Origin of the sequence: Corynebacterium sp. UBA2622 (assembly GCF_002339505.1) — a bacterium.
Classification (GTDB): Bacteria; Actinomycetota; Actinomycetes; order Mycobacteriales; family Mycobacteriaceae; genus Corynebacterium.
In genome coordinates this window covers 272,545-292,952 of the sequence record NZ_DDJO01000009.1, presented here as the reverse complement: position 1 = coordinate 292,952, position 20,408 = coordinate 272,545, and the positions used below count along the sequence as shown (strand labels likewise).

Genomic DNA, 20,408 nt, shown 5'->3' with positions numbered 1-20,408 from the left:
ATGAATGAACCCCGTAACCGGACACGCAAGGTAACACGCAAGGCCGGCCCGCCCGAGCCCTCCGATCAGCAGCCCGTGTTCCAGGCCCCTGACCGCGCCCCCGAGCAGCCCGTCCGCGACGATTCCCCGCGCGAAAACAAGTCCGGCTCTGAGAGTGGTTCCCGGCAGGATTCCAGCCGTGACAACGGCGGCGACACCGGAAGCAACTCCGGCCAGCGCCAGCGCCGTCGCGGCGGCAACGGCTCCGGTGACAATGACGGAGGCGGCAACCGCTCGCGCGGCCGTCGCGGCCGCGGCCGCGGGGGCAACGGTGGGAACGCCGGAAACGGCGGGAATGGTGGAAACGGCGGCGGCAACAACCGCCGCAACCCCATGAAATCGATGCAGGGTGCCGACCTGACCAAGCGCCTCCCCGCGCCGCCCAAGGCCCCCAACAACGGCCTGCGCATCTACGCGCTCGGCGGGATCTCCGAGATCGGCCGCAACATGACGGTCTTCGAGTACAACGGCCGCCTCCTCATCGTCGATTGCGGCGTGCTCTTCCCGAACTCGGGGGAGCCGGGCGTCGACCTCGTCCTGCCCGACTTCGGTCCGATCGAGAACCGCCTGGACAAGGTGGAGGCGCTCGTGGTCACGCACGGTCACGAGGACCACATCGGCGCGATCCCGTGGCTGCTCAAGCTTCGCCCGGACATCCCCATCTATTCCTCGCGCTTCACCAACGCCCTCATCGCGGCCAAGACGCAGGAGCACCGCCAGCGTCCGAAGCTGCACGAGGTTAACCCCGAGTCCGAGGTCAGCGTCGGTCCCTTCCGGGTCCGCTTCTGGCATGTCAACCACTCCATTCCGGAGTGCCTGGGCGTTTCCATCAAGACGGGTGCCGGCCACGTTGTCATGACCGGTGACGTGAAGGTCGACCAGACCCCCTACGACGGCAAGCCCACGGACCTGCCCGCGCTGTCCCGCTTCGGCGACGAGGGCGTGGACCTCTTCATGTGCGACTCCACCAACGCCACCGTCCCCGGCATCTCCAACTCCGAGGCGGGCATCGAGGAGACCCTCATTCGCCTGGTCACCCGCGCGAAGCAGCGTGTGATCATCTCCTCCTTCGCGTCCAACGTCTCCCGCGTGCAGATGGCGGTCAACGCCGCGGTGGCCACCGGCCGCAAGGTCTCCTTCAACGGCCGTTCCATGATCCGCAACATGGAGATCGCGGAGAAGATGAGCCTTCTCAAGGCCCCGAAGGGCACCATCGTGCCCATCGAGGAGGCCGCGAAGATGGCACCGCACAAGGTCATGCTCATCACCACCGGCACCCAGGGTGAGCCGATGGCGGCGCTGTCCAGGATGTCGCGTCGCGAGCACCGCCAGATCACCGTCCGTGACGGGGACCTGATCATCCTTTCCTCCTCGCTCATCCCGGGCAATGAGGAGGCGGTTTTCGCGGTGATCAACAACCTCGCGCAGATCGGCGCGGAGGTGGTCACCAACTCCGACGCTAACGTCCACGCCTCCGGGCACGGTTACGCGGGGGAGCTGCTCTTCCTCTACAACGCCGCCCGCCCGAAGAACGCGATGCCGGTGCACGGCGAGTGGCGCCACATGCGCGCGAACAAGCAGCTGGCTATCTCCACCGGTGTGAAGCCGGAGAACGTCGCACTGGCACAGAACGGCGTGGTCGTGGATATGGTCGACGGCCGGATCAACGTGGTCGGCCAGTATCAGGTGGGCCAGCTCTACGTCGACGGTGAAACGATGGGCGACGTCGATCCCGACGTGCTGGCGGACAGGACCAGCCTTGCCTCCGGCGGCGTCGTTTCGATCACCTGCGTGATCGACGACCGCACCGGCCGCCTCCTCGAGATCCCGCGCGTGTCCACCACCGGCTTCTCGGAGGACGACCGCGATTTCAACAAGAAGGTCATCGAGGGCGTCGAATCCGTCATGGGCGATCTCGCCGCGGAGGGTGAGAACGACCCGTACCGCATGGTGCAGCAGCTGCGCCGCAAGGTCTCTCGCGCGATCGAGCAGAAGTACAAGCGCGAGCCGGTCATCCTCCCGACCGTCGTGCCGATGGCCGCCGACTCTGCGCCCGTGGACGACGAGGACATCGAGGCCGCCCGCGAGTCCCTGTAACCCGCGCCAGCCGCCCCTTTTCGGCGGCAGGCAGGTGGGCCCCGGCGCTATGCTGGGGCCCATGACTTTTGCGAGCACCGAACGCCGGTCCCTCGGCACCCTGCTTCTCGACGTCGGCCCCGACGCCCCGACGCTGTGCGAGGGGTGGAACACCCACCACCTGGCCGTCCACCTCTACATCCGGGAGAATCGCCCCCTGGCGACCCCGGGTATGTTCCTCGCCCCCCTCGGGGGAGTGCTGGAGAAGGAGACGCGGCGCCAGATGGAGCGCCCCTATGAGGACGTGGTGCGCGAGTGGGCGGCGGGGCCGCCGCTGCCGATGCGGCCAATCGACCAGTCCGTCAACACCGCGGAAAACTTCATCCACCACGAGGACGTGCGCCGCGGGGACGGCGTGTCCCGCCCGCGCGATTTCAGCGCCGCCGTCAACGGCAAGCTGTACAAGGCGGCGAAGATTTTCGGCACCGCGTCCCTGAGGAAATCCCCGGTTCCTGTTATCGTCACCCCTCCGTCCCTGCCGCCGCTGACGCTCGGGGAGCGCCACGGTGTCGCGGAGCGCGGGGACAACGTTATCCGGGTGTTTGGGGAACCCGGGGAACTGCTGCTGTGGCTCAGCGGCCGAAGCGCCGCCGACGTGCGGGTCGAGGGCGACGACGCATTGGTGGAACAGGTTACGGTCAAGCTCGGAATCTAGACTTCGCCGCGAAAGTCGGCCAGCGGGCCCGGTGTGGCGGGTGTGGAACAAGGGGCGCTAGGTACTAGTGTTGCAACCATGTCTGTCAAAAATTCCGCCCACCGCAGTTCCGGGCGCCCGCCTTCCGGCCCCCGCAGCCGGGAACGGAACAGCCGTTCGACCGCGACCTGGCACGGTGGTCCGTCGTCGATGACGCATCCACCGACATCAACGATGGTCGCGGCGGAGACCACCGACGAACGCGTGGGTTCCGCCTACCGCGTGGTGGGCAGCTCGCTGGGCTCTGCGGTGCGCGGCGCCGCCCACGGTGCATCGCGTGGCATGCGATCGATCGGAACGCTGCTTGGCGGGCGCCGTCCCGCAGCCGACCGCGCCCGCGGGTCCGACAGCGACGGGCTCGATGACTTCTTCGAGGATTTCGACGATGAGGGTGACGCGGCCGGCCCGGAAGGCCGTAGGAGGGACAGGGCAACGAGACACGAAAAAGATGAGCGTGACACCGGGGGTTCGGCGGGGCCGTTCCGCTTCCGCCGCGCCGCGCGGGACGGGGGTCAGAATGGGCCGGATGCCCGCGCAGACCTCTGGGGCCTGCTGATCATCGGTTTGGCCGCGGTAATCGGCGCCTCCGTCTGGTTGAACATCGCCGGTCCGATCGGGCGGGTCATCGCGGAGGGCGCGCACTGGCTCATTGGGGCGGGTGCGCTCATCCTCCCCGTCGCCCTCGTGGCGGCGGCGGTCGCGCTTATGCTCGATGTGCGCCACGATCCCGCCGTGCGGGCCCGGGTTTCCCTGGGCATCGGCATCATTGTGGTCGCCATGCTCGGTCTCGTGCACGTGCTGGCGGGCAACCCCGCCGACTGGGTGTCGCGCAAGACCGCTGGCGGAGCCATCGGTGCGCTCCTGGGCGGGAGTCTCGCGGCCGGGTTCTCTTCCTACGTCGCGGTGCCGTTGCTCGCCCTGATCATCGTCTACGGTGCACTAAAGACAACGGGCATCACGGTCCGCGAGGCGTACGACTACCTGAAGGCAACCGTCACGACGATGCTCGAATCGCGTGACACCCCCGACCCGGACGCGGACGATGACTTCGATGCCGAGGGGGGCGCCACCGGCGGGGCGCGGCGGCGCGCCGACAACCTCACCGACGACCTCTACGGCGGTTTGGACGGCGACGCCGCGACCACCGTCGTTCCCCGTGAGCGCCGGGCGCCGGGCTCTCGAATCGCGCCCGCCCCCCGTCCGCGCCACCGCGGGCTGGAGCGCCGGACCGAGCACCCGCAGCGCCGCACTCCGATGGACAACTACCCCGCCGATGAGGGCACCGAAGAAGGCACCCGGGTTCTCGACCGGGGCCGGGGGAGGGGCAGCAGCCTCTTCGACTACGCCGCCGAGGCGGACGAGGGAACCGACACGGGTGCGCCGGAACGCCCGGGGGACCACGGTGGCGACACATCCGACGGGGGCAGCACCGCCGTTGTCACCGCCGCCCGGGAGGCGGAAAGAGCCAGCGAGGACGATTCGGAATACCACGCCGGGCACCAAGCTGGCTCCGACCCCGAGCCCGGCACCGACCCGGAGGACACGGGAACACGCGTCCTGGAGCGCCCCTCCGGGCGTCGTGAAGCGCGTGCGGACGCGGTGAGCCAGTCCCGGAAGTCGATGCGGGACGCGATCGTCGCGCGCAGCGGAATCGACGCGGCGGCCATCCCGGCGTCGACGCCGAAGTCGGAGCTGGAGACGGCCGCGCCGGCACCCGCCCCCGCCCGCCGCGTGGATGAGGAGTCGAATTACCAGGTGCCGTCCACCGACCTTCTGGTCGCCGGGACCGCCCCGAAGACGCGCACCGAGGCCAACGACCGCATGATCGAGGCGATCACCGACGTCTTCGAGGAGTTCAAGGTCAACGCCCAGGTGACAGGTTTCTCGCGCGGGCCGACAGTGACGCGCTACGAGGTCGAGCTCGGCCCCGGCGTGAAGGTCTCCAAGATCACCAACCTCCAGTCCAACCTCGCCTATGCCGCGGCGACGGACAACGTCCGCCTGCTCACCCCGATCCCCGGCAAGTCCGCCGTGGGTATCGAGGTGCCCAATATGGACCGCGAGATGGTGCGCCTGCGCGACGTCCTGGACGCTCCCAAGGTCGCCGCGGACCACGACCCGATGCTCATCGGCCTGGGCAAGGACATCGAGGGTGACTTCATCGCCTCCAGCGTGCAGAAGATGCCTCACCTCCTCGTCGCGGGTTCCACCGGCTCCGGTAAGTCGGCCTTCGTCAACTCCCTGCTCGTCTCGCTGCTCACCCGCGCGACACCGCAGGAGGTGCGCCTCATCCTCATCGACCCGAAGATGGTGGAGCTCACCCCCTACGAGGGCATTCCGCACCTAATCACGCCGATCATCACCCAGCCGAAGAAGGCGACCGCCGCCCTGCAATGGCTGGTGGAGGAGATGGAGCAGCGCTACATGGACATGCGCTCCGCGCGCGTGCGCCACATCAAGGACTTCAACCGGAAGGTGCGCTCCGGCGAGCTTCAGGCACCCCCCGGCTCCGAGCGCGAGATGCGCCCGTACCCGTTCATCGTCTGCGTGGTCGACGAGCTCGCCGACCTGATGATGACGGCGCCGAAGGAGATTGAGGAGTCGATCGTGCGCATCACGCAGAAGGCGCGTGCGGCCGGCATCCACCTCGTGCTCGCCACCCAGCGCCCGTCCGTGGACGTGGTCACGGGCCTGATCAAGACGAACGTGCCCTCGCGTCTCGCCTTCGCAACGTCCTCCCTCACGGACTCCCGCGTCATCCTCGACCAGGCTGGTGCGGAGAAGCTGATCGGCATGGGCGACGGCCTGTTTATCCCTCAGGGGGCGGGCAAGCCGCAGCGCCTCCAGGGCGCCTTCGTCACCGACGAGGAGATCCAGGCCGTCGTGGAAGCGGCGAAGTCGCAGGACGAGCCGGATTACATCGAGGGTGTCACCGAGGACAAGGCCGCCGAGTCCAAGGTCATCGACGACGACATCGGCAAGGACATGGACGACCTCCTTGAGGCCGTCGAGCTCGTGGTCACCTCACAGCTCGGATCCACCTCAATGCTGCAGCGCAAGCTGCGCATCGGCTTCGCCAAGGCGGGCCGCCTCATGGACCTCATGGAGTCGCGCGGTGTTGTCGGCCCCTCCGAGGGCTCGAAGGCCCGCGAGGTGCTGGTCAAGCCGGACGAGCTCGAAACCATCGTGTGGATGATCAAGGGCGCTGACCCCGCGGAGGCACCCAAGGACGCGCTTGACGACGACCTCGGTGGCGCCCCGGGGGACTCCGGCGCGGAGACGGGGGACGCGCGCGTGGTCAAGGCCTCCTACAACCCGACCGGCGGGGCGTTCTAGGGGGATCACCACCCGCCACCGCCCGCAGGGTTCCGTCCCCGGGCGGCGGTGCTGTAGGCTGGCACAGGAATTGGAGGGGAGTACCCCGTCAACGCCCTGGATCGTCAGCACGGATGCGCGTGAGCGACCCGGTCCGGGCGGCCTCCCGGCAGGGAGGTGGGGGAGACCTCCGGTCATGTTCATATCCCCTTTGACCGGAGGTAAAACCCATCATGGATGTTCCCGTGTGGATCTGGCTCGCAACCGGAGCCGTCGTCCTCGCCTTCTTCATCTTCGACTTCTCCACCCACGTCCGCCAGGCCCACGAGCCCACGCTCAAGGAAGCCGGCTTCTGGACGGTCTTCTACATGGCCATGTCCGCCGCGTGTGGCGGGGTGATCTGGTGGCTGTGGGACGGCGAGCACGGGGTGCAGTACTTCACCGGCTACATCACGGAGCTGGCCCTGTCGGTGGACAACCTGTTCGTGTTCGCGCTCATCATGGGCTCGTTCAAGATCCCGAGGAAGTACCAGCAGAAGGTGCTTCTGCTGGGCATCATCATCGCGCTGCTCTGCCGCCTGGTGTTCATCCTCCTCGGGGCCGCCCTGATCCAGGCGTGGTCGGACGTGTTCTACCTCTTCGCGGCCTTCCTCATCTACACCGCGGTGAAGCTCGTCTGGGACGAGGCGACGGATCAGCCGGAGTCGGACCCGAACGACATGGCCATCGTTAAGGCCCTGCGCAAGGTCGTTCCCGTGACAGCGTCCTACCACGGTGACCGGCTCGTCTCACGCACGCGGGGCGGCAGGCGCGCGGCCACGCCGTTGCTGGTGGCACTGTTGGCGATCGGTTTCATCGACGTGATGTTCGCCTTCGACTCCATCCCTGCGATCTACGGCATCACCTCCGAGGCCTTCATCGTCTTCACGGCGAACGCCTTCGCGCTCATGGGCCTGCGCCAGATGTTCTTCCTGCTCTCGGGCCTTCTGGATCGGATCGTTTACCTCCCCTACGGCCTGGGTGTGATCCTCGGCTTCATCGGCGTGAAGCTTCTGCTGCATGCGCTGCACGAGAACAAGCTGCCCTTCGTCAACGGGGGTGGGCACGTCGCGGTGCCGGAGGTGGGCACGATTCTCTCCCTCGGCGTGATCGTGGGGGTGCTGGCCCTGACGGTGATCGCCTCTCTGATCAAGGACCGCATCGACATCGCCGCCGGGCGCCGCGAGACCGGCGGGCCGCAGTGGCACATCGACTACGACGACCACGGCAACCGCCGCAAGGTGGACAACAAGGGCCGGCATATCGAGTGGATCGACGACCCGGCGACCTCCGGGAAGGGCGACCACACCGCCGACGGATCCGACTCCGTGGACCGCCTCACGGTCTCGCGCGGGGAGCCGGACGGCCCGCGCGCCTAATACGGCGCAGGGGTCTCGGGTGGCCCGCGGATGGGTACTGTAGGAAAGGTGAGTACACCGACACCGGCAGCGACACCCGCGGCAAAACCGTCGAACTGGAACCTCCCGAACGTTCTGACCTCGCTGCGCATCCTCTTCGTGCCCGTCCTGGCGTGGCTCGTGCTGGCGCAGCAGTGGTGGTGGGCCTTCGGCCTGTTCGCGGTCCTGATGGTCACGGACAAACTTGACGGCGACATCGCCCGGGCGCGGGGGCTGGTTACCGACTTCGGCAAGATTGCCGACCCCATCGCCGACAAGGCGCTCATGATCACGGCGCTGATCACGCTGAACATCGCTTCCACCCTCCCGGTGTGGATCACCGTGGTCATCGTTGTCCGCGAGCTCGGCATCACCGTCTGGCGCATGTGGATGCTTCGCCGGGGCAGGGTGGTCCCGGCGTCGAGGGGCGGGAAGCTCAAGACCGTCCTTCAGGCCCTCGGCGTCGCGCTCTACCTCTGCCCGCTTCCCTCATGGATGGACGTGCCGTCGCTTGTCGTCATGATCCTCGCCGCCGCCGTCACCGTGGTCACCGGAATCCAGTACCTCCTCGACGCAAGGAAGGCCAATGCCTGACACGCACGAGCTCGCGCGCGCGCTTATCGACGCCCTCCGCCAGCAAGACCAGACCATCTGCTTCTGCGAATCCCTCACCGCCGGCCTGGCCTCCGCCACCCTCGCCGACATTCCCGGGGCCTCCGATGTCCTGCGCGGGGGTTTGATCACCTACGCCACCGAGCTCAAGGCCTCCCTTGCGCACGTCCCGGAGGCGGTGCTGGATCAGCACGGGCCCGTATCCCCCGTGACGGCGAGGGAGATGGCCCGCGGCGCGCGCAGGGCGTGCGGCGCGGACTGGGCCGTCGCCATCACGGGCGTAGCCGGCCCGACACCCCAGGACGGCCACCAGGTGGGGGAGGTGTGGGTCGGCTTGGCCGGGCCGTTGTGGACGGCTTCCTCGCCCGCCGCCGAGCTCGTGGAACCCGCCCTGGGCCGCTTCGCGGTGCTTCACGGTGCGGCCGAACCCGTGCGCGTGCTGGCCGGCGATCGGGCGCAGATCCGCCACTCCGCCGTCGCGGCCGCCCTGTCGGGGGCGCTGACCGGCGTGCGGGAACAAAAACCGGCGCGGGATCGTTGAGCTACGTGATGGCAACGACAACTCTTCTCCTCGACAACCCCACCGCTTCGGTCGCACATCCGCACCTGCGCGAGCGGGTGGCGGGCCACGTCCGCACGCTGGATGCGCCCCATCCTCCGCGCCACGGCGCGCCGGGCCCCGGAGTGGGGTGCCACGGTGCGGAGCACGACTCCCGCCGCGAACCGCTGCTGCGGGAAGCACTCGGCATGTCACTGCGCGCCTACCGTGCGGACAAGGGTGTCACCCTGCGCAACCTCGCCTCCCAGGCGCGGGTGTCCTCCGGGTACCTCTCCGAGCTGGAGCGCGGCCGCAAGGAGGTCTCCTCCGAGCTGCTGCAGTCCATCTGCGAGGCGCTGGACACGACGGTGGCGGAGGTGCTCTTCGATGCGGTGTCTAACCTGTCGCTCCACTCCATCACCGACGAGCTGGAGCAGACCGCACCCTCCGTCGCCGAAGCCTGAGATTTACTACGATGGTCAGGCAGTTACCAGCCCAAAGCACTTCACGAAAGGTCTCACCCCACAATGGCTAACCCGTTTTCCAAGTTCTGGAACTACCTGATGGCGCTCTTCGACAACAAGATCGAGGAGAACGCCGATCCGAAGATCCAGATCGAACAGGCCATCAGCGAGGCCCAGCGTCAGCACCAGGCCCTGTCACAGCAGGCCGCCGCGGTGATCGGCAACCAGCGCCAGCTGGAGATGCAGCTCAACCGCCGCCTCGAGGAGGTGGAGAAGCTTCAGGCGAACACCCGCCAGGCGCTCCAGCTGTCCGACAAGGCCCGTGCCGAGGGGGACACCGCCAAGGCCCAGGAATACGAGAACGCCGCCGAGGCCTTCGCCGCCCAGCTCGTCACCGCCGAGCAGTCCATCGAGGACACGAAGAGCATGCACGACCAGGCCCTGCAGCAGGCCGCCCAGGCGAAGCAGGCCGTCGAGCGCAACGCCGCGCACCTTCAGCAGCAGGTTGCGGAGCGCTCCAAGCTGCTCTCCCAGCTCGAGCAGGCGAAGATGCAGGAGAAGGTCTCCGAGACCATGCAGTCGATGAACGCCTTGACCTCCGGTTCGCCGAACCTGGACCAGGTGCGGGAGAAGATTGAGCGTCGTTACGCCAACGCCCTCGGCCAGGCGGAGCTCGCCCAGAACACCATCCAGGGCCGCATGGCCGAGGTGGAGCAGGCCAGCATCCAGATGGCCGGACACGGGCGCCTGGAGCAGATGCGCGCCGAGATGGCGGGCGAGCTGTCCTCGGGGGAGAAGCCGGCCATCGAGAAGGGCGGGGCGAACAACGGGGGCGTCAGCGCTGATCAGATGGGCGCGCCCGTCTCCGACGATGCCGTCGCCCAGCGCATGCGCGAGCTGCGCGGCGAGTAGCCGTTATTCCGAGGCGCCCGGGTGGGGACCCGGGCGCTTTTTCATGCCCGCTGCGGGGAGTCAGTCCCCGGCTCCGCGCGCCATCAGGGCCTCGCCGACCGACTGCGCGCGCTTCACCGACCGGATGACCACCGGGGTGCCGAAGGCCGCGAGGGAGAAACCCGCGCCACGGGCCTTGCGGGCATCGAGAACCTCACCCACAGTGGCAAACATGAGTGGAATGAGGCGCAGGGTCAGCGCAATGGCGAGGCTGACGGTCTCCACGGGCACGCCCAGGCGCGAGAGCGGGGCCATGCTGCGCTCCAGCGCCCCGAGCAGCTCCTCGACGGTAGTGGTGAGGGTGAGGAGGTTTGCCGCCGCCAGGGTGGCCACGAGCCCGAGGGACGCGGTGAGGGCCCGCGACGCCCCGTTCTGCCACCACAGGTAGAGGCCGAGGACGACTATCAGCGGAAGTACCGGGGCGAACTGCCGTGCCGCCGCCCCCACCGGCACCCGAGCCAGCAGGTACAGCGCCACGACCACCGCCAGAGCCACGGCCGCGTGCCACGGTTGGCGGGGGAGAATTGTCACCGCGGCGATGAAGACGAGGACCACCACCAACTTCAGCGCCGGCGGTGCCCGGTGCACGGGGGTGGCACCGGGAATGTAGAGACCGAGGGGGACATCGCGGATCACGGTTCCGGCTCCCCGTCCATGAGGCGGAGGTAGTGCTCGATCGCGCCCTCCGCGGTGCCGTCGTACACGAGGGAGCCGTTGTCGAGGCAGAGCACCCGGTCGAAGCCGCGCAGCATGTCGAGGTCGTGGGTGACCACGATGACCTGCTGGTCGAGGGCCGCCAGCTCCCGGATGATGCGTCGGCGGTTGCGGAGGTCGAGCAGCGTTGTCGGCTCGTCCGCGATGATCGTGTCCGGCTCGATGACTGCCACGGCTGCCAGCGCGAGGAGCTGCTTCTCACCACCCGAGAGGGTGTGCGGCGAGTTGTCGGCTTTGTCCGCGAGGCCGTAGCGGGTGAGCATCGTCTCCACGCGGGTCCGGACCTCGGCGCGGGGCAGCCTGAAGCGGCGGAGGGAGAAGGCGACATCGTCGGCCACCAGGGGCATGACGATCTGGGTTTCGGCATCGGAGAAGACGAAGCCAACCCGCCGGCGCACGTACTTTCCCTGCGACGCGGGGTCGAGGCCGTCGTAAAGCATGCGCCCCGCCGTGGGTTCGATGAGGCCGTTGATCAGGCGCACGAGCGTCGACTTGCCGGACCCGTTGGAGCCGATGATGCCGATGCGGCGCTCGCTGAGCTCGAGGGTGACGGGGCGCAGGACCTCCTCACCGTCGTAGGACACGGCCGCGCCCTCAAACGAGATGACCGGCACCCTAGCGCGCACCCTTTGTCGCTTCGCCGCGGAGAAGCTGGGGGAAGGCGGAGTGGACACCGACGGCGATGGCGACCATCACCGCCATCTCGATCGCGTCGGTTGGAATGAACGGCAGCTGAGCCTTGAGCGCGCCGGCGGTGTCGAGCTGGGTGCGGACCATCATGCCGATGGTGCCACCGAGGTACTGGATAGCCAGCCCGAGGTAGCCCGCGAGGAGGAAAACCGCGGCCTTGCCGCCCCTGGGCTTGCCGACGGCCCGGGTGGCGACCAGCCCCGCCACGGGCGCCGCGACCAGGTAGCTGAGGAGGTAGCCCACCGTCGGGCTGCCCAACGCGAAGATGGTCGTTCGCCCGCCGGCGAGCACGGGGAGAAAAAGGCCGATGATGAGGAACAGGGCGGTGGCGTAGAACCCGCGCCGGGGCCCGAGGACGAGCGCGGCGAGGATTACCGCCGTGTTCTGGAGGAGGATGGGCACGCCCGCAACCCCGACGGGCACGGCCACGAAGCCGAGGACGATGATGAGAGCCGCGAAGACGGCGATGTACGCCAGGTCCGCGGTGCGTGTCGACGCAGAGCGGGAAGTGGTGGTTGTAGTCATGGCGGACACCATACTTGAACGGTGTTCAGGGGCGCGCAACCCGGTCGGTGCTTTCCCGTCGGGTGCGGGTTGACGCGTATATTGGCCGCATGCGTCTAACGGAGTTTCACCAGCTGGTGGAGGATGAATTCGGACCCGGAAAAGCGCGCTGGGTGGTCGATTCGCAGGTGTTGCCCGAATACGGGGCGACCGCTGAGGAGATGATCGAAAAGGGAATCGATCCGCGTTGGGCATGGGAGGCCCTGTGTGAGGCCTTCGACGTTCCCCCGGAGCGCCGCCTGGGCGTGGACCGGCCCGGGTGGTGAGATCGGGGCGCGCCGCCGCGTTCGAACACGTATTCGTGTACGATGGGTCCAGTGACGTGAGGGCCGTATAACTTAAACCCCAGTCCCGGTGGAGGGGCCGGGCTCCCCGGTGGGAACCACCCGCCCCGCCAGGGGGTCTAACTACCCGGAGGCATAACCGGGGACGGCGGCGTGCCGCTCCGTCAAGAGCACGGCCGACGCCCCCGCCGGCAGAAAACTGATAGCGAAGGATGAAACACTGACGATGGCTACCAAGAAGAAGACCGCCGCCGCATCGACGGGTGCGGACAGGCAGAACGCCCTCGATGCCGCTCTCGCGATGATCGAGAAGGACTTCGGCAAGGGCGCGATCATGCGCCTGGGCGACGAGAACCGCCCGCCGATCCAGTCGATTTCCTCGGGCAACACCGCGATCGATGTTGCCCTGGGCATCGGCGGCTGGCCCAAGGGGCGGGTCGTGGAGATTTACGGCCCCGAGTCATCCGGCAAGACGACCGTCGCGCTCCACGCCATCGCGTCGGCCCAGCGCGCCGGCGGCATCGCGGCGTTCATCGACGCCGAGCACGCCCTCGACCCGGACTACGCGCGCAAGCTCGGCGTCGATACCGACAACCTCCTCGTGTCCCAGCCGGACACCGGCGAGCAGGCCCTCGAAATCGCGGACATGCTCGTGCGCTCCGGTGCCATCGACATCCTCGTCATCGACTCCGTGGCGGCCCTGACGCCAAAGGCCGAGATCGAGGGTGAGATGGGCGATTCCCACGTGGGCCTGCAGGCCCGACTGATGTCCCAGGCCCTGCGCAAGATGACCGGGGCGCTCTACAACTCCGGCACCACCGCGATCTTCATCAACCAGCTCCGCGAGAAGATCGGCGTGATGTTCGGCTCGCCCGAGACCACCACGGGCGGCAAGGCCCTCAAGTTCTACGCCTCCGTGCGCTGCGACGTGCGTCGCATCCAGACCCTCAAGGACGGCCAGGATTCCATCGGCAACCGCACCAGGCTCAAGGTGGTGAAGAACAAGGTCTCGCCGCCGTTCAAGATCGCCGAGTTCGACATCATGTACGGCGAGGGCATCTCCCGGGAGTCCTCTATCATCGACATGGGCGTTGATAACGGCCTGGTGAAGAAGTCCGGATCCTGGTTCACCTACGAGGGCGACCAGCTCGGGCAGGGCAAGGAAAAGGCCCGGCTCTTCCTCAAGGAGAACCCTGAGCTCGCCGACAAGATCGAGGACGAGATCTTCCAGAAGCTCGGCGTCGGCGCGTACGCGCACACCGCGGCGGCCTCCGACGACCTGACCGACGATCCGGTGGACATGGTCCCCAACATCGACTTCGACGACGAGGACGAAGACGATCTCGTCGCCGGGGGCGCGGAGTAGGCGGGCGTGCCCACCCCCGACCCGGAAAAGCTCGGGAGGCTCCAGGCTGCCCTCGCCGCCTACGAGGCCGGGGAGGCCGCCGGGAGCCTTTTCGACCGCGCGGAGGAGGAGGCCCTCGAGCCGGTGCGTAAACGGGCCCTGGGTCTTCTTGATCAGCGGGCACGCTCACGCAAGGAACTGCGCGACCGGTTGATTCGCGCGGAGTTCGAGGAGGCGCTCGTCGACCGCGTCGTCGATGCTCTCGAACGCTCGGGGCTGGTCGACGACGAAGCCTTCGCCCGGGAGTGGGTGCGGCAGCGGGCGGCCCGCCGGGGGAAGTCGGCAATGGCGCTGGACCGCGAGCTCCAGCAAAAGGGAGTGGCCTCAGCCGCGAGGGCGCGGGCACTGGAGCAGATAACCGACGAGGACGAGGAGGCGGCCGCCCGCGCCGTCGCGGAGAAAAAGGCGCGTGGCGTGAAGCACCCTCCCGGGGACCGGGGGGAGTACGACGCCCACCTGCGGAGGATCATCGGGGTCATGGCGCGCCGCGGCTATAGCTCGGGGATGAGCATGAGACTCGGACGGGAGATCCTCGATGCCCGCATCGCGGAGCTGGAAGAGCTGACGTAAGGACCCGGCACGGGCAAAGCCCCGGAATAAGGGGTCTTCCGGGGCTTTCCGCTGCCCGCTCCCCGGGGTGACACCCGGTTCAGGGCTCACCGCGTCAGAGCTTCTCCTCCGGGTTGTCGATCTTGACGTAGCTCTGCGAGTGCCAGTCCAGGGTGGCGTTGTCCTTCGTGTCGAGGCCCTGGTGCGCGGCTTCGGGAACCTTGGCGAAGGGGTTGCGGCGCGCCCGGCCGGCACGAAGCTGCGCTTCCACGCGCGTGGCGAGGCGCGTGAGCGTGAAGTTGATCAGGATCATGATCAGCGCCACGACAATCAGCGAGGGGATGTAGTTCTTGTTCGCCGAGGCCACCTGCGTGCCGGAGCGGACAACTTCCACGTATCCGATCTGGTAACCCAGGGCGGAATCCTTGAGGGCGATGACGACCTGCGCGATGAGCGCGGGAAGCATGGCTGCCACGGACTGGGGCAGGAGGATCCGCCAGAGGGTCTGTCGGTGAGTCAATCCGAGTGCCTGGGCGGCCTCGGTCTGGCCGCGCGGCAGAGAGTGGATCCCGGCGCGCAGGATCTCGGCCACCACGGAACCGTTGTACAGGGTCAGGGCCAGGACCACGGCCCAGAACGCCAGACCCTTGGGCGGGACAACCTTGAACACCGCGAAGAGCTGGTAGAGGAAGATCATCAGCATCAGCACCGGGATGGCGCGGAAGAACTCGATGATGATCGCGCAGAGCCACCGCACGGGGCGAGTCTCGGCGAGGCGCCCGAGGCCGAAGACCACTCCGAAGACGAGGGCGAAGAGGATGCTGAGCAGGGCCGCCTTCAGGGTGCCCCACAGGCCGGGCAGGATGTAGGTCTGCCACGTGTGCGGATTGGTGAACGGCTGCCACTTGGCGGCGGTGAGCTGGCCGTTGTCGGCGAGCCGGCTGATCACCCACCAGCCGACCAGGGCGATGACCACGAGCGTGATCGCCGTGTAGATGCGGTTGCGCCGGATGGCCCTGGGGCCCGGGGCATCGTAGAGAACAGTTGCGCGGACGGACATTATCGCTTCACCGCCAGTCGGTTGGAGAGCCAGCCGAGGAACAGGCCCATCGGCAGGGTGAGGATCATGAAACCGAGAGCGAACACGCCGAAGATGACGAAGAGCTGGCTGGCGTGGAACTCGATGGTGGACTTCATCAGCAGCGAGGCCTCGGCGACACCGATGACGGAGGCGACCGTGGTGTTCTTCGTCAGCGCGATGAGGGTGTTGCCCAGCGGAACGATCGCGGCGCGCAGGGCCTGCGGGAAGATGATCAGGGAGAACAACTGCCCGAAGCTCAGCCCGAGGGAGCGGGCCGCCTCCGCCTGTCCGAAGTGGACCGTGTTGATGCCGCTTCGCAGGGACTCCGCGACGAAGCAGGACGTGTAGAGGATGAACCCCAGGACCGCGAGACGGAAGTTCTGGTCAGCGATGAACGTGTGGGAGTCGCGGCTGGCGAGCTGGAGGCCCAGGTTCTGGTACAGGCCGAAGGAGCAGAACAGGACCACCAGCGTCAGGGGTGTGTTGCGGACCGTCTCGATGTAGAACGTCGACAAGCCCCGCAGGATGCCCACGGGAGACACGCGCATGGCGGTGAGGAGGGTGCCGAAGAGCATGGAACCGAGCGCGGCGTAGACCGTCAGCTTGATCGTGGTGGAGAAGGCGGGCCACAGTTTGGGGAGGAGGTCGGCCCATAAGGCGTCCATCGCGTGAATCTCCTTGCGGTTAGGTCATGAAGGGGGCCCGGGCAGTGCCCGGACCCTGGTGGGGTGGCGGAGTCCTTAGAGGAAGGACAGGTCGCCCGGCTTGTCCTGGGACACGCCCACGCCGCCCTGGAGGTTGCCGTCGACGAACTTCTGGAACGAGCCGTCGGAGTACATCGATTCGAGGGCCTTATTCACGGCGCCGACGGCGTCGTTGTCGTCCTTCTTCACGCCGATGCCGTAGTGCTCGTTGGTGAAGGGCTGGCCGTCCTTTTCCAGCTCAAGGACGTTGAAGTCACCCGGGGACTGGGCGGAGTAGCCGCCGAGGATGGTGGCGTCGGTGGTCAGCGCGTCAACGTTGCCGTTGCGCAGGGCCTCGACGCAGGAGGAGTAGGTGTCGTACTCCTGCAGCTGCACGCCCGGAAGCGCGTCCTTGACCTTCTGCGCCGGGGTGGAGCCGGTGACGGAGCAGAGGATGCGGCCGTCAAGGTCGTTCAGGCCCTTGATGTTGCTCTCGCCGGAGCGAACGAGCAGGCCCTGGTGGGTCAGCAGGTAGGGGCCGCCGAAGCTGACGGCCTCTGCGCGGGACTTGTTGATGGAGTAGGTCGCGCCGATGGCGGCGACCTCGCCGTTCTGGATTAGCGTCTCGCGCTGGGCGGAGGGGGTCTCGCGCCAGGTGATCTCCGGGTGCTTCCACCCCTTGTCGTCGGCGATGGAGTTGACCACGTAGGTCAGCACGTCGACGTCGAGACCCTTCATGGAGCCGTCGCCCTCGCGCAGGCCGAGGCCCGGCTGGTCGTACTTGGTGCCCAGGGTGACCTTGCCGGACTCGATCTGGGAGAGCAGGCCCTGGTTGGAGGAGCCGCTGTCACCGCCACCGCAGGCGGCGAGGGTGGTGGCGGTCAGGGTGGCGACGGCCGCGGCGGCGAGGGAGCGCAGGATGCGGTTCATGGTTTTTCTCCTTGGTTGGGGTGAAGGGGGTGAAGTTTTCGGTCCCGGGTGTCAGTGTCAGTGGGGGAGGATCTTGCCCAGGAAGTCCCGGGCGCGGCTGGACGCGGGGTTGGCGAAGAAGCTCTCCGGGTCGGTGTCCTCGACAATCTCGCCGTCGGCCATGAAGAGGATGCGGTCCGCCACCTTGCGGGCGAAGCCCATCTCGTGTGTGACCACGACCATCGTCATGCCGGAGCGGGCGAGCTCGGCCATGACGTCGAGCACTTCGCCCACCATCTCGGGGTCGAGGGCGGAGGTCGGCTCGTCGAAAAGCATGACCTTCGGGTCCATGGCGAGCGCGCGGGCGATCGCCACGCGCTGCTGCTGGCCGCCGGAGAGCTGGGCGGGGTACTTGTCCGCCTGGTTGCCGATGCCGACGCGGTCGAGGAGCTCGTTCGCGCGCTTGGTGGCGGCTTCCTTGCCCGCCTTGCGCACTTTCATGGGCCCGAGGGTCACGTTGTCGCGGATGGTGAGGTGGGGAAAGAGGTTGAACTGCTGGAACACCATGCCGACATCGGCGCGCAGCTTCGCCAGCTCCCTGCCCTCCTCGGGGAGGCGCTTGCCGTCGATCTCGATGGTTCCCTTGTCGATGGTCTCGAGGCGGTTGATCGTGCGACACAGGGTGGACTTACCGGAGCCGGAAGGACCGAGGACGACGACAACCTGGCCTCGGGGAACGTCAAGGTTGATGTTTTTCAGCGCGTGGAAGTCGCCGAAGTACTTTTCGACGCCTTCGATGCGAATCATTGGTCCTTGGGCCTGTGTCATGAATGTAACTTCTACACGGAAACAGTGACCGTATACACATTTTGGTGAATTAATTTCATAAGGTTTGCAAAAATTGCAGCATGGACGGGCGTATAGGGGGTATTTCTCGCCCGTTCGGCTACACCCGGGACGGGTTGCGGGCAGGTCGGAGCCCGCCCCCGCCGAGGACCCGCCCCCGCCCGCCCCCCGGCCTCCGGAACGACCCCCGCCGCCACCTCCTTTCGCGTTTAGGCCGTCACCCGGGGCGGCGATAGACTTTCCCTCCGTGACACAGCAACCCACCGCGCAGGACAGCCCCCGCACCTACGAGGTGCGCACCTTCGGCTGCCAGATGAACGTCCACGACTCGGAGCGGCTCAGCGGCCTGCTGGAGGAGGCCGGGTACGCCGCAGCCGGTGAGGGGGAGGAACCGGACCTGGTGGTGTTCAACACCTGTGCGGTGCGCGACAACGCGGACCAGCGCCTCTACGGCACCCTGGGCCAGCTCAAGAACACGAAGGACGGCCACCCTGGCATGCAGATCGCGGTGGGCGGGTGCCTGGCGCAGAAGGACCGCGACCGGGTCGTGGAGAAGGCACCCTGGGTCGACGCTGTCTTCGGCACCCACAACATGGCTGTCCTCCCTGTCCTGCTTGAGCGCGCCCGCGTGAACGACGAGGCGCAGGTGGAGGTCGTGGAGGCGCTCGAGACCTTCCCCTCGGTGTTGCCGGCGAAGCGGGAATCCTCCTACGCGGGGTGGGTCTCCATCTCCGTGGGCTGCAACAACACCTGCACGTTCTGCATCGTTCCGAGCCTCCGCGGGAAGGAACAGGACCGCCGCCCGGGTGACATTCTCGCCGAGGTTCAGGCGCTGGTGGACCAGGGTGTCACGGAGGTGACCCTCCTGGGTCAGAACGTCAACGCCTATGGCGTGAACTTCGTCGATGAGGACCTCGAGCGGGACCGCTCCGCGTTCTCCAAGTTGCTGCGCGCCTGCGGCGACATCGAGGGCCTCGAGCGCGTGCGCTTCACCTCCCCGCATCCGGCCGAATTCACCTCGGACGTCATCGACGCCATGGCCGAGACCCCCAACGTGTGCCCGCAGCTGCATATGCCTCTGCAGTCGGGTTCCGACAGGGTGCTCAAGGAGATGCGGCGGTCCTACCGCTCGAAGAAGTTCCTCGCCATCCTCGACGAGGTCCGCGAGAAGCTTCCGCACGCCGCCATCACCACCGACATCATCGTGGGATTTCCGGGTGAGACCGAGGAGGATTTCCAGGCCACGCTCGATGTCGTGGAAAAGGCTCGTTTCACCTCCGCGTTCACCTTCCAGTACTCCCCGCGCCCCGGAACCCCCGCCGCGGAGATGGACAGGCAGGTGCCCAAGGACGTCGTGCAGGAGCGTTTCGAGCGCCTCATCGCCCTCCAGGAGCGCATCAGCGCCGAGGAGAACGCAAAGCTCGTGGGAACGGACCAGGAGCTCCTGGTCCAGGACGGGGGAGGGCGCAAGAACGACCGCACCAACCGCATGTCCGGGCGAGCCCGTGACGGGCGCCTAGTGCATTTCCGGGCGGAGGGTGCGACGGACGGCACCATCCGCTCGGGCGACATCGTCACCGTTACGGTGACCGAGGCCAAACCGCACTTCCTCATCGCGGACTCCGGTGTGCACTCCCACCGCCGCACCAGGGCGGGTGACAACGCCGAAGCGGGAACGGTTCCCACCACAGCGCCGGTTGGGGTGGGCCTCGGCCTGCCGACGCTCCGCCGACCCGCTGACACCCACGAGGTTCCGGCCGCAGATTCCGCCTGTTGCGGAGGGTAGGTCTACAATTAATTCCATCAAAAGTTGGACTGAACCCAGGGGAGGCGCGGCATGACCGACAGGCAGCCGAACGACGAAACCATTGACCTGGCTGAGCTGGAGAAGGATGCGTCGAGAAGCATCGAGCTCGGCACCGCCCACTGGGTGCTGCTCGGGTGCGCGCTCGTCTATCTCGCGGCAATGTTCCTCCCCTTCGCCGGTTCCACCAGCGGGTGGGAGATCATCGGTGCCACCGAGGGCTCGCGGGCCGTCCAGACGAAGGTGACGGAGTACCTCTTCGCGTGGCTCAGCTTCGCCGGCGTCGGCCTGCTGACGCCGCTGGTCCTGTTGACGAAACGGTTCGTCGTCGCCGCCCCCGCCTGGATGATCTCCACGCTCGCGCTCATCCTCTCGATCCTGGCCATCTGGCTGCGCCGCACCAGCTCGAGCTTCGACGTCGGGCTGCACCACGGCGCTGGAATCTACCTCGCGATCGCGGCGGTGGCCGTCACCGTGTTCGCCTACATTCCGGTGGTGCTCGGCCGAAGCGGGTCCCAGGAGGAGATCGCCCGCCGTCGCGCGGGAGCGGAGAAGCGTGACGACGTCGCGCTGGCCCAGGAAAGTGCGGCTCAGAAGGCGCGGACGGGGGAGGGCAACCCCCTGCTCGTCGATGACCGGCGGGCGCGCGCCGCCGAAAGGCACCGGAAATACGAGGGCTAGGACCCCGCCCCAG

Annotated in this window: 20 protein-coding genes; 13 read left to right on the top strand and 7 right to left on the bottom strand. The window is 67.6% G+C overall.

Annotated elements, in window-relative coordinates; genetic code table 11:
- The 8 genes from B3611_RS04020 to B3611_RS03985 all read left to right on the top strand — a co-directional run bounded on the left by B3611_RS04020 (position 1) and on the right by B3611_RS03985 (position 10,146).
- Entirely contained in the window at positions 1 to 2,136 is a 2,136-nt protein-coding gene (locus tag B3611_RS04020; protein WP_291313778.1) for a ribonuclease J, read from the top strand.
- A 61-nt stretch (positions 2,137 to 2,197) separates the two neighbouring features.
- On the top strand, positions 2,198 to 2,830 hold the full coding sequence (locus B3611_RS04015) for a TIGR03085 family metal-binding protein (protein ID WP_291313777.1): 633 nt from the start codon (positions 2,198 to 2,200) through the stop codon (positions 2,828 to 2,830).
- A 189-nt stretch (positions 2,831 to 3,019) separates the two neighbouring features.
- On the top strand, positions 3,020 to 6,205 hold the full coding sequence (locus B3611_RS04010; protein ID WP_414646294.1) for a DNA translocase FtsK: 3,186 nt from the start codon (positions 3,020 to 3,022) through the stop codon (positions 6,203 to 6,205).
- Between the two features lie 212 nt (positions 6,206 to 6,417).
- Complete coding sequence (locus B3611_RS04005) at positions 6,418 to 7,602, top strand: TerC family protein (protein ID WP_291313775.1); 1,185 nt, start codon at positions 6,418 to 6,420, stop codon at positions 7,600 to 7,602.
- Positions 7,603 to 7,632: 30 nt separating this feature from the next.
- Entirely contained in the window at positions 7,633 to 8,214 is a 582-nt protein-coding gene (pgsA, locus tag B3611_RS04000; RefSeq protein WP_291313774.1) for a CDP-diacylglycerol--glycerol-3-phosphate 3-phosphatidyltransferase, read from the top strand.
- Positions 8,207 to 8,773, top strand: coding sequence for a CinA family protein (locus tag B3611_RS03995; RefSeq protein ID WP_291313773.1), 567 nt, complete (start codon positions 8,207 to 8,209; stop codon positions 8,771 to 8,773). Before pgsA ends, B3611_RS03995 begins: the two co-directional genes overlap by 8 nt.
- Positions 8,774 to 8,781: 8 nt before the next feature.
- Positions 8,782 to 9,234, top strand: a complete 453-nt coding sequence (locus tag B3611_RS03990) for a helix-turn-helix domain-containing protein (protein ID WP_291313772.1) — start codon at positions 8,782 to 8,784, stop codon at positions 9,232 to 9,234.
- 63 nt (positions 9,235 to 9,297) lie between these two features.
- Positions 9,298 to 10,146 carry a PspA/IM30 family protein gene (locus tag B3611_RS03985; protein WP_291313771.1) on the top strand — a complete coding sequence of 283 codons (849 nt, stop codon included), beginning with the start codon at positions 9,298 to 9,300 and terminating at the stop codon, positions 10,144 to 10,146.
- A 60-nt stretch (positions 10,147 to 10,206) separates the two neighbouring features.
- On the opposite strand, the gene B3611_RS03980 is transcribed toward B3611_RS03985, so the two are convergent.
- The 3 genes from B3611_RS03980 to B3611_RS03970 are packed head-to-tail and all read right to left on the bottom strand — an operon-like array spanning position 10,207 to position 12,114.
- Positions 10,207 to 10,821 (bottom strand): energy-coupling factor transporter transmembrane component T family protein, encoded by a 615-nt coding sequence (locus B3611_RS03980; RefSeq protein ID WP_291313770.1) that lies wholly within the window; start codon positions 10,819 to 10,821, stop codon positions 10,207 to 10,209.
- Positions 10,818 to 11,513, bottom strand: a complete 696-nt coding sequence (locus B3611_RS03975; protein ID WP_291313769.1) for an energy-coupling factor ABC transporter ATP-binding protein — start codon at positions 11,511 to 11,513, stop codon at positions 10,818 to 10,820. Before B3611_RS03975 ends, B3611_RS03980 begins: the two co-directional genes overlap by 4 nt.
- A gap of 1 nt (position 11,514) precedes the next feature.
- Positions 11,515 to 12,114, bottom strand: coding sequence for a biotin transporter BioY (locus B3611_RS03970; RefSeq protein WP_291313768.1), 600 nt, complete (start codon positions 12,112 to 12,114; stop codon positions 11,515 to 11,517).
- Positions 12,115 to 12,203: 89 nt separating this feature from the next.
- Here B3611_RS03970 and B3611_RS03965 point away from each other — a divergent pair, with 89 nt between their 5' ends.
- The 3 genes from B3611_RS03965 to recX all read left to right on the top strand — a co-directional run bounded on the left by B3611_RS03965 (position 12,204) and on the right by recX (position 14,412).
- Positions 12,204 to 12,419 carry a DUF3046 domain-containing protein gene (locus B3611_RS03965; protein WP_291313767.1) on the top strand — a complete coding sequence of 72 codons (216 nt, stop codon included), beginning with the start codon at positions 12,204 to 12,206 and terminating at the stop codon, positions 12,417 to 12,419.
- A gap of 244 nt (positions 12,420 to 12,663) precedes the next feature.
- On the top strand, positions 12,664 to 13,803 hold the full coding sequence (gene recA / locus B3611_RS03960) for a recombinase RecA (RefSeq protein ID WP_291313766.1): 1,140 nt from the start codon (positions 12,664 to 12,666) through the stop codon (positions 13,801 to 13,803).
- Between the two features lie 6 nt (positions 13,804 to 13,809).
- Positions 13,810 to 14,412 carry a recombination regulator RecX gene (recX, locus tag B3611_RS03955; RefSeq protein WP_291313765.1) on the top strand — a complete coding sequence of 201 codons (603 nt, stop codon included), beginning with the start codon at positions 13,810 to 13,812 and terminating at the stop codon, positions 14,410 to 14,412.
- Positions 14,413 to 14,506: 94 nt separating this feature from the next.
- Here the strand turns inward: recX and B3611_RS03950 are convergent, their stop codons facing one another.
- From B3611_RS03950 to gluA, 4 genes are all read right to left on the bottom strand, one after another.
- A complete protein-coding gene (locus tag B3611_RS03950; protein WP_291313764.1) occupies positions 14,507 to 15,451 on the bottom strand; it encodes an amino acid ABC transporter permease in 945 nt (314 codons plus the stop codon).
- The gene (locus B3611_RS03945) at positions 15,451 to 16,137 is read right to left on the bottom strand and encodes an amino acid ABC transporter permease (protein ID WP_291313763.1); all 687 of its coding nucleotides are present in this window, start codon (positions 16,135 to 16,137) and stop codon (positions 15,451 to 15,453) included. Before B3611_RS03945 ends, B3611_RS03950 begins: the two co-directional genes overlap by 1 nt.
- Before the next feature lie 75 nt (positions 16,138 to 16,212).
- A complete protein-coding gene (locus B3611_RS03940) occupies positions 16,213 to 17,085 on the bottom strand; it encodes a glutamate ABC transporter substrate-binding protein (RefSeq protein WP_291313762.1) in 873 nt (290 codons plus the stop codon).
- A gap of 57 nt (positions 17,086 to 17,142) precedes the next feature.
- The gene (gluA, locus tag B3611_RS03935; protein WP_291313761.1) at positions 17,143 to 17,871 is read right to left on the bottom strand and encodes a glutamate ABC transporter ATP-binding protein GluA; all 729 of its coding nucleotides are present in this window, start codon (positions 17,869 to 17,871) and stop codon (positions 17,143 to 17,145) included.
- Positions 17,872 to 18,157: 286 nt separating this feature from the next.
- On the opposite strand from gluA, the gene miaB reads away from it, so the two are divergent.
- The gene (miaB, locus tag B3611_RS03930) at positions 18,158 to 19,696 is read left to right on the top strand and encodes a tRNA (N6-isopentenyl adenosine(37)-C2)-methylthiotransferase MiaB (RefSeq protein WP_291313760.1); all 1,539 of its coding nucleotides are present in this window, start codon (positions 18,158 to 18,160) and stop codon (positions 19,694 to 19,696) included.
- A gap of 51 nt (positions 19,697 to 19,747) precedes the next feature.
- Positions 19,748 to 20,395, top strand: coding sequence for a hypothetical protein (locus B3611_RS03925; protein WP_291313759.1), 648 nt, complete (start codon positions 19,748 to 19,750; stop codon positions 20,393 to 20,395).
- Positions 20,396 to 20,408: the final 13 nt, after the last annotated feature.

Bases quoted from the DNA above. Each gene is read 5' to 3' on its own strand.
- B3611_RS04020 (WP_291313778.1), top strand. From the start codon at position 1: ATGAATGAACCCCGTAACCGGACACGCAAGGTAACACGCAAGGCCGGC.
- B3611_RS04015 (WP_291313777.1), top strand. From the start codon at position 2,198: ATGACTTTTGCGAGCACCGAACGCCGGTCCCTCGGCACCCTGCTTCTC.
- B3611_RS04010 (WP_414646294.1), top strand. From the start codon at position 3,020: ATGACGCATCCACCGACATCAACGATGGTCGCGGCGGAGACCACCGAC.
- B3611_RS04005 (WP_291313775.1), top strand. From the start codon at position 6,418: ATGGATGTTCCCGTGTGGATCTGGCTCGCAACCGGAGCCGTCGTCCTC.
- pgsA (WP_291313774.1), top strand. From the start codon at position 7,633: ATGGGTACTGTAGGAAAGGTGAGTACACCGACACCGGCAGCGACACCC.
- B3611_RS03995 (WP_291313773.1), top strand. From the start codon at position 8,207: ATGCCTGACACGCACGAGCTCGCGCGCGCGCTTATCGACGCCCTCCGC.
- B3611_RS03990 (WP_291313772.1), top strand. From the start codon at position 8,782: ATGGCAACGACAACTCTTCTCCTCGACAACCCCACCGCTTCGGTCGCA.
- B3611_RS03985 (WP_291313771.1), top strand. From the start codon at position 9,298: ATGGCTAACCCGTTTTCCAAGTTCTGGAACTACCTGATGGCGCTCTTC.
- B3611_RS03970 (WP_291313768.1), bottom strand. From the start codon at position 12,114: ATGACTACAACCACCACTTCCCGCTCTGCGTCGACACGCACCGCGGAC.
- B3611_RS03965 (WP_291313767.1), top strand. From the start codon at position 12,204: ATGCGTCTAACGGAGTTTCACCAGCTGGTGGAGGATGAATTCGGACCC.
- recA (WP_291313766.1), top strand. From the start codon at position 12,664: ATGGCTACCAAGAAGAAGACCGCCGCCGCATCGACGGGTGCGGACAGG.
- B3611_RS03950 (WP_291313764.1), bottom strand. From the start codon at position 15,451: ATGTCCGTCCGCGCAACTGTTCTCTACGATGCCCCGGGCCCCAGGGCC.
- B3611_RS03945 (WP_291313763.1), bottom strand. From the start codon at position 16,137: ATGGACGCCTTATGGGCCGACCTCCTCCCCAAACTGTGGCCCGCCTTC.
- B3611_RS03940 (WP_291313762.1), bottom strand. From the start codon at position 17,085: ATGAACCGCATCCTGCGCTCCCTCGCCGCCGCGGCCGTCGCCACCCTG.
- gluA (WP_291313761.1), bottom strand. From the start codon at position 17,871: ATGATTCGCATCGAAGGCGTCGAAAAGTACTTCGGCGACTTCCACGCG.
- B3611_RS03925 (WP_291313759.1), top strand. From the start codon at position 19,748: ATGACCGACAGGCAGCCGAACGACGAAACCATTGACCTGGCTGAGCTG.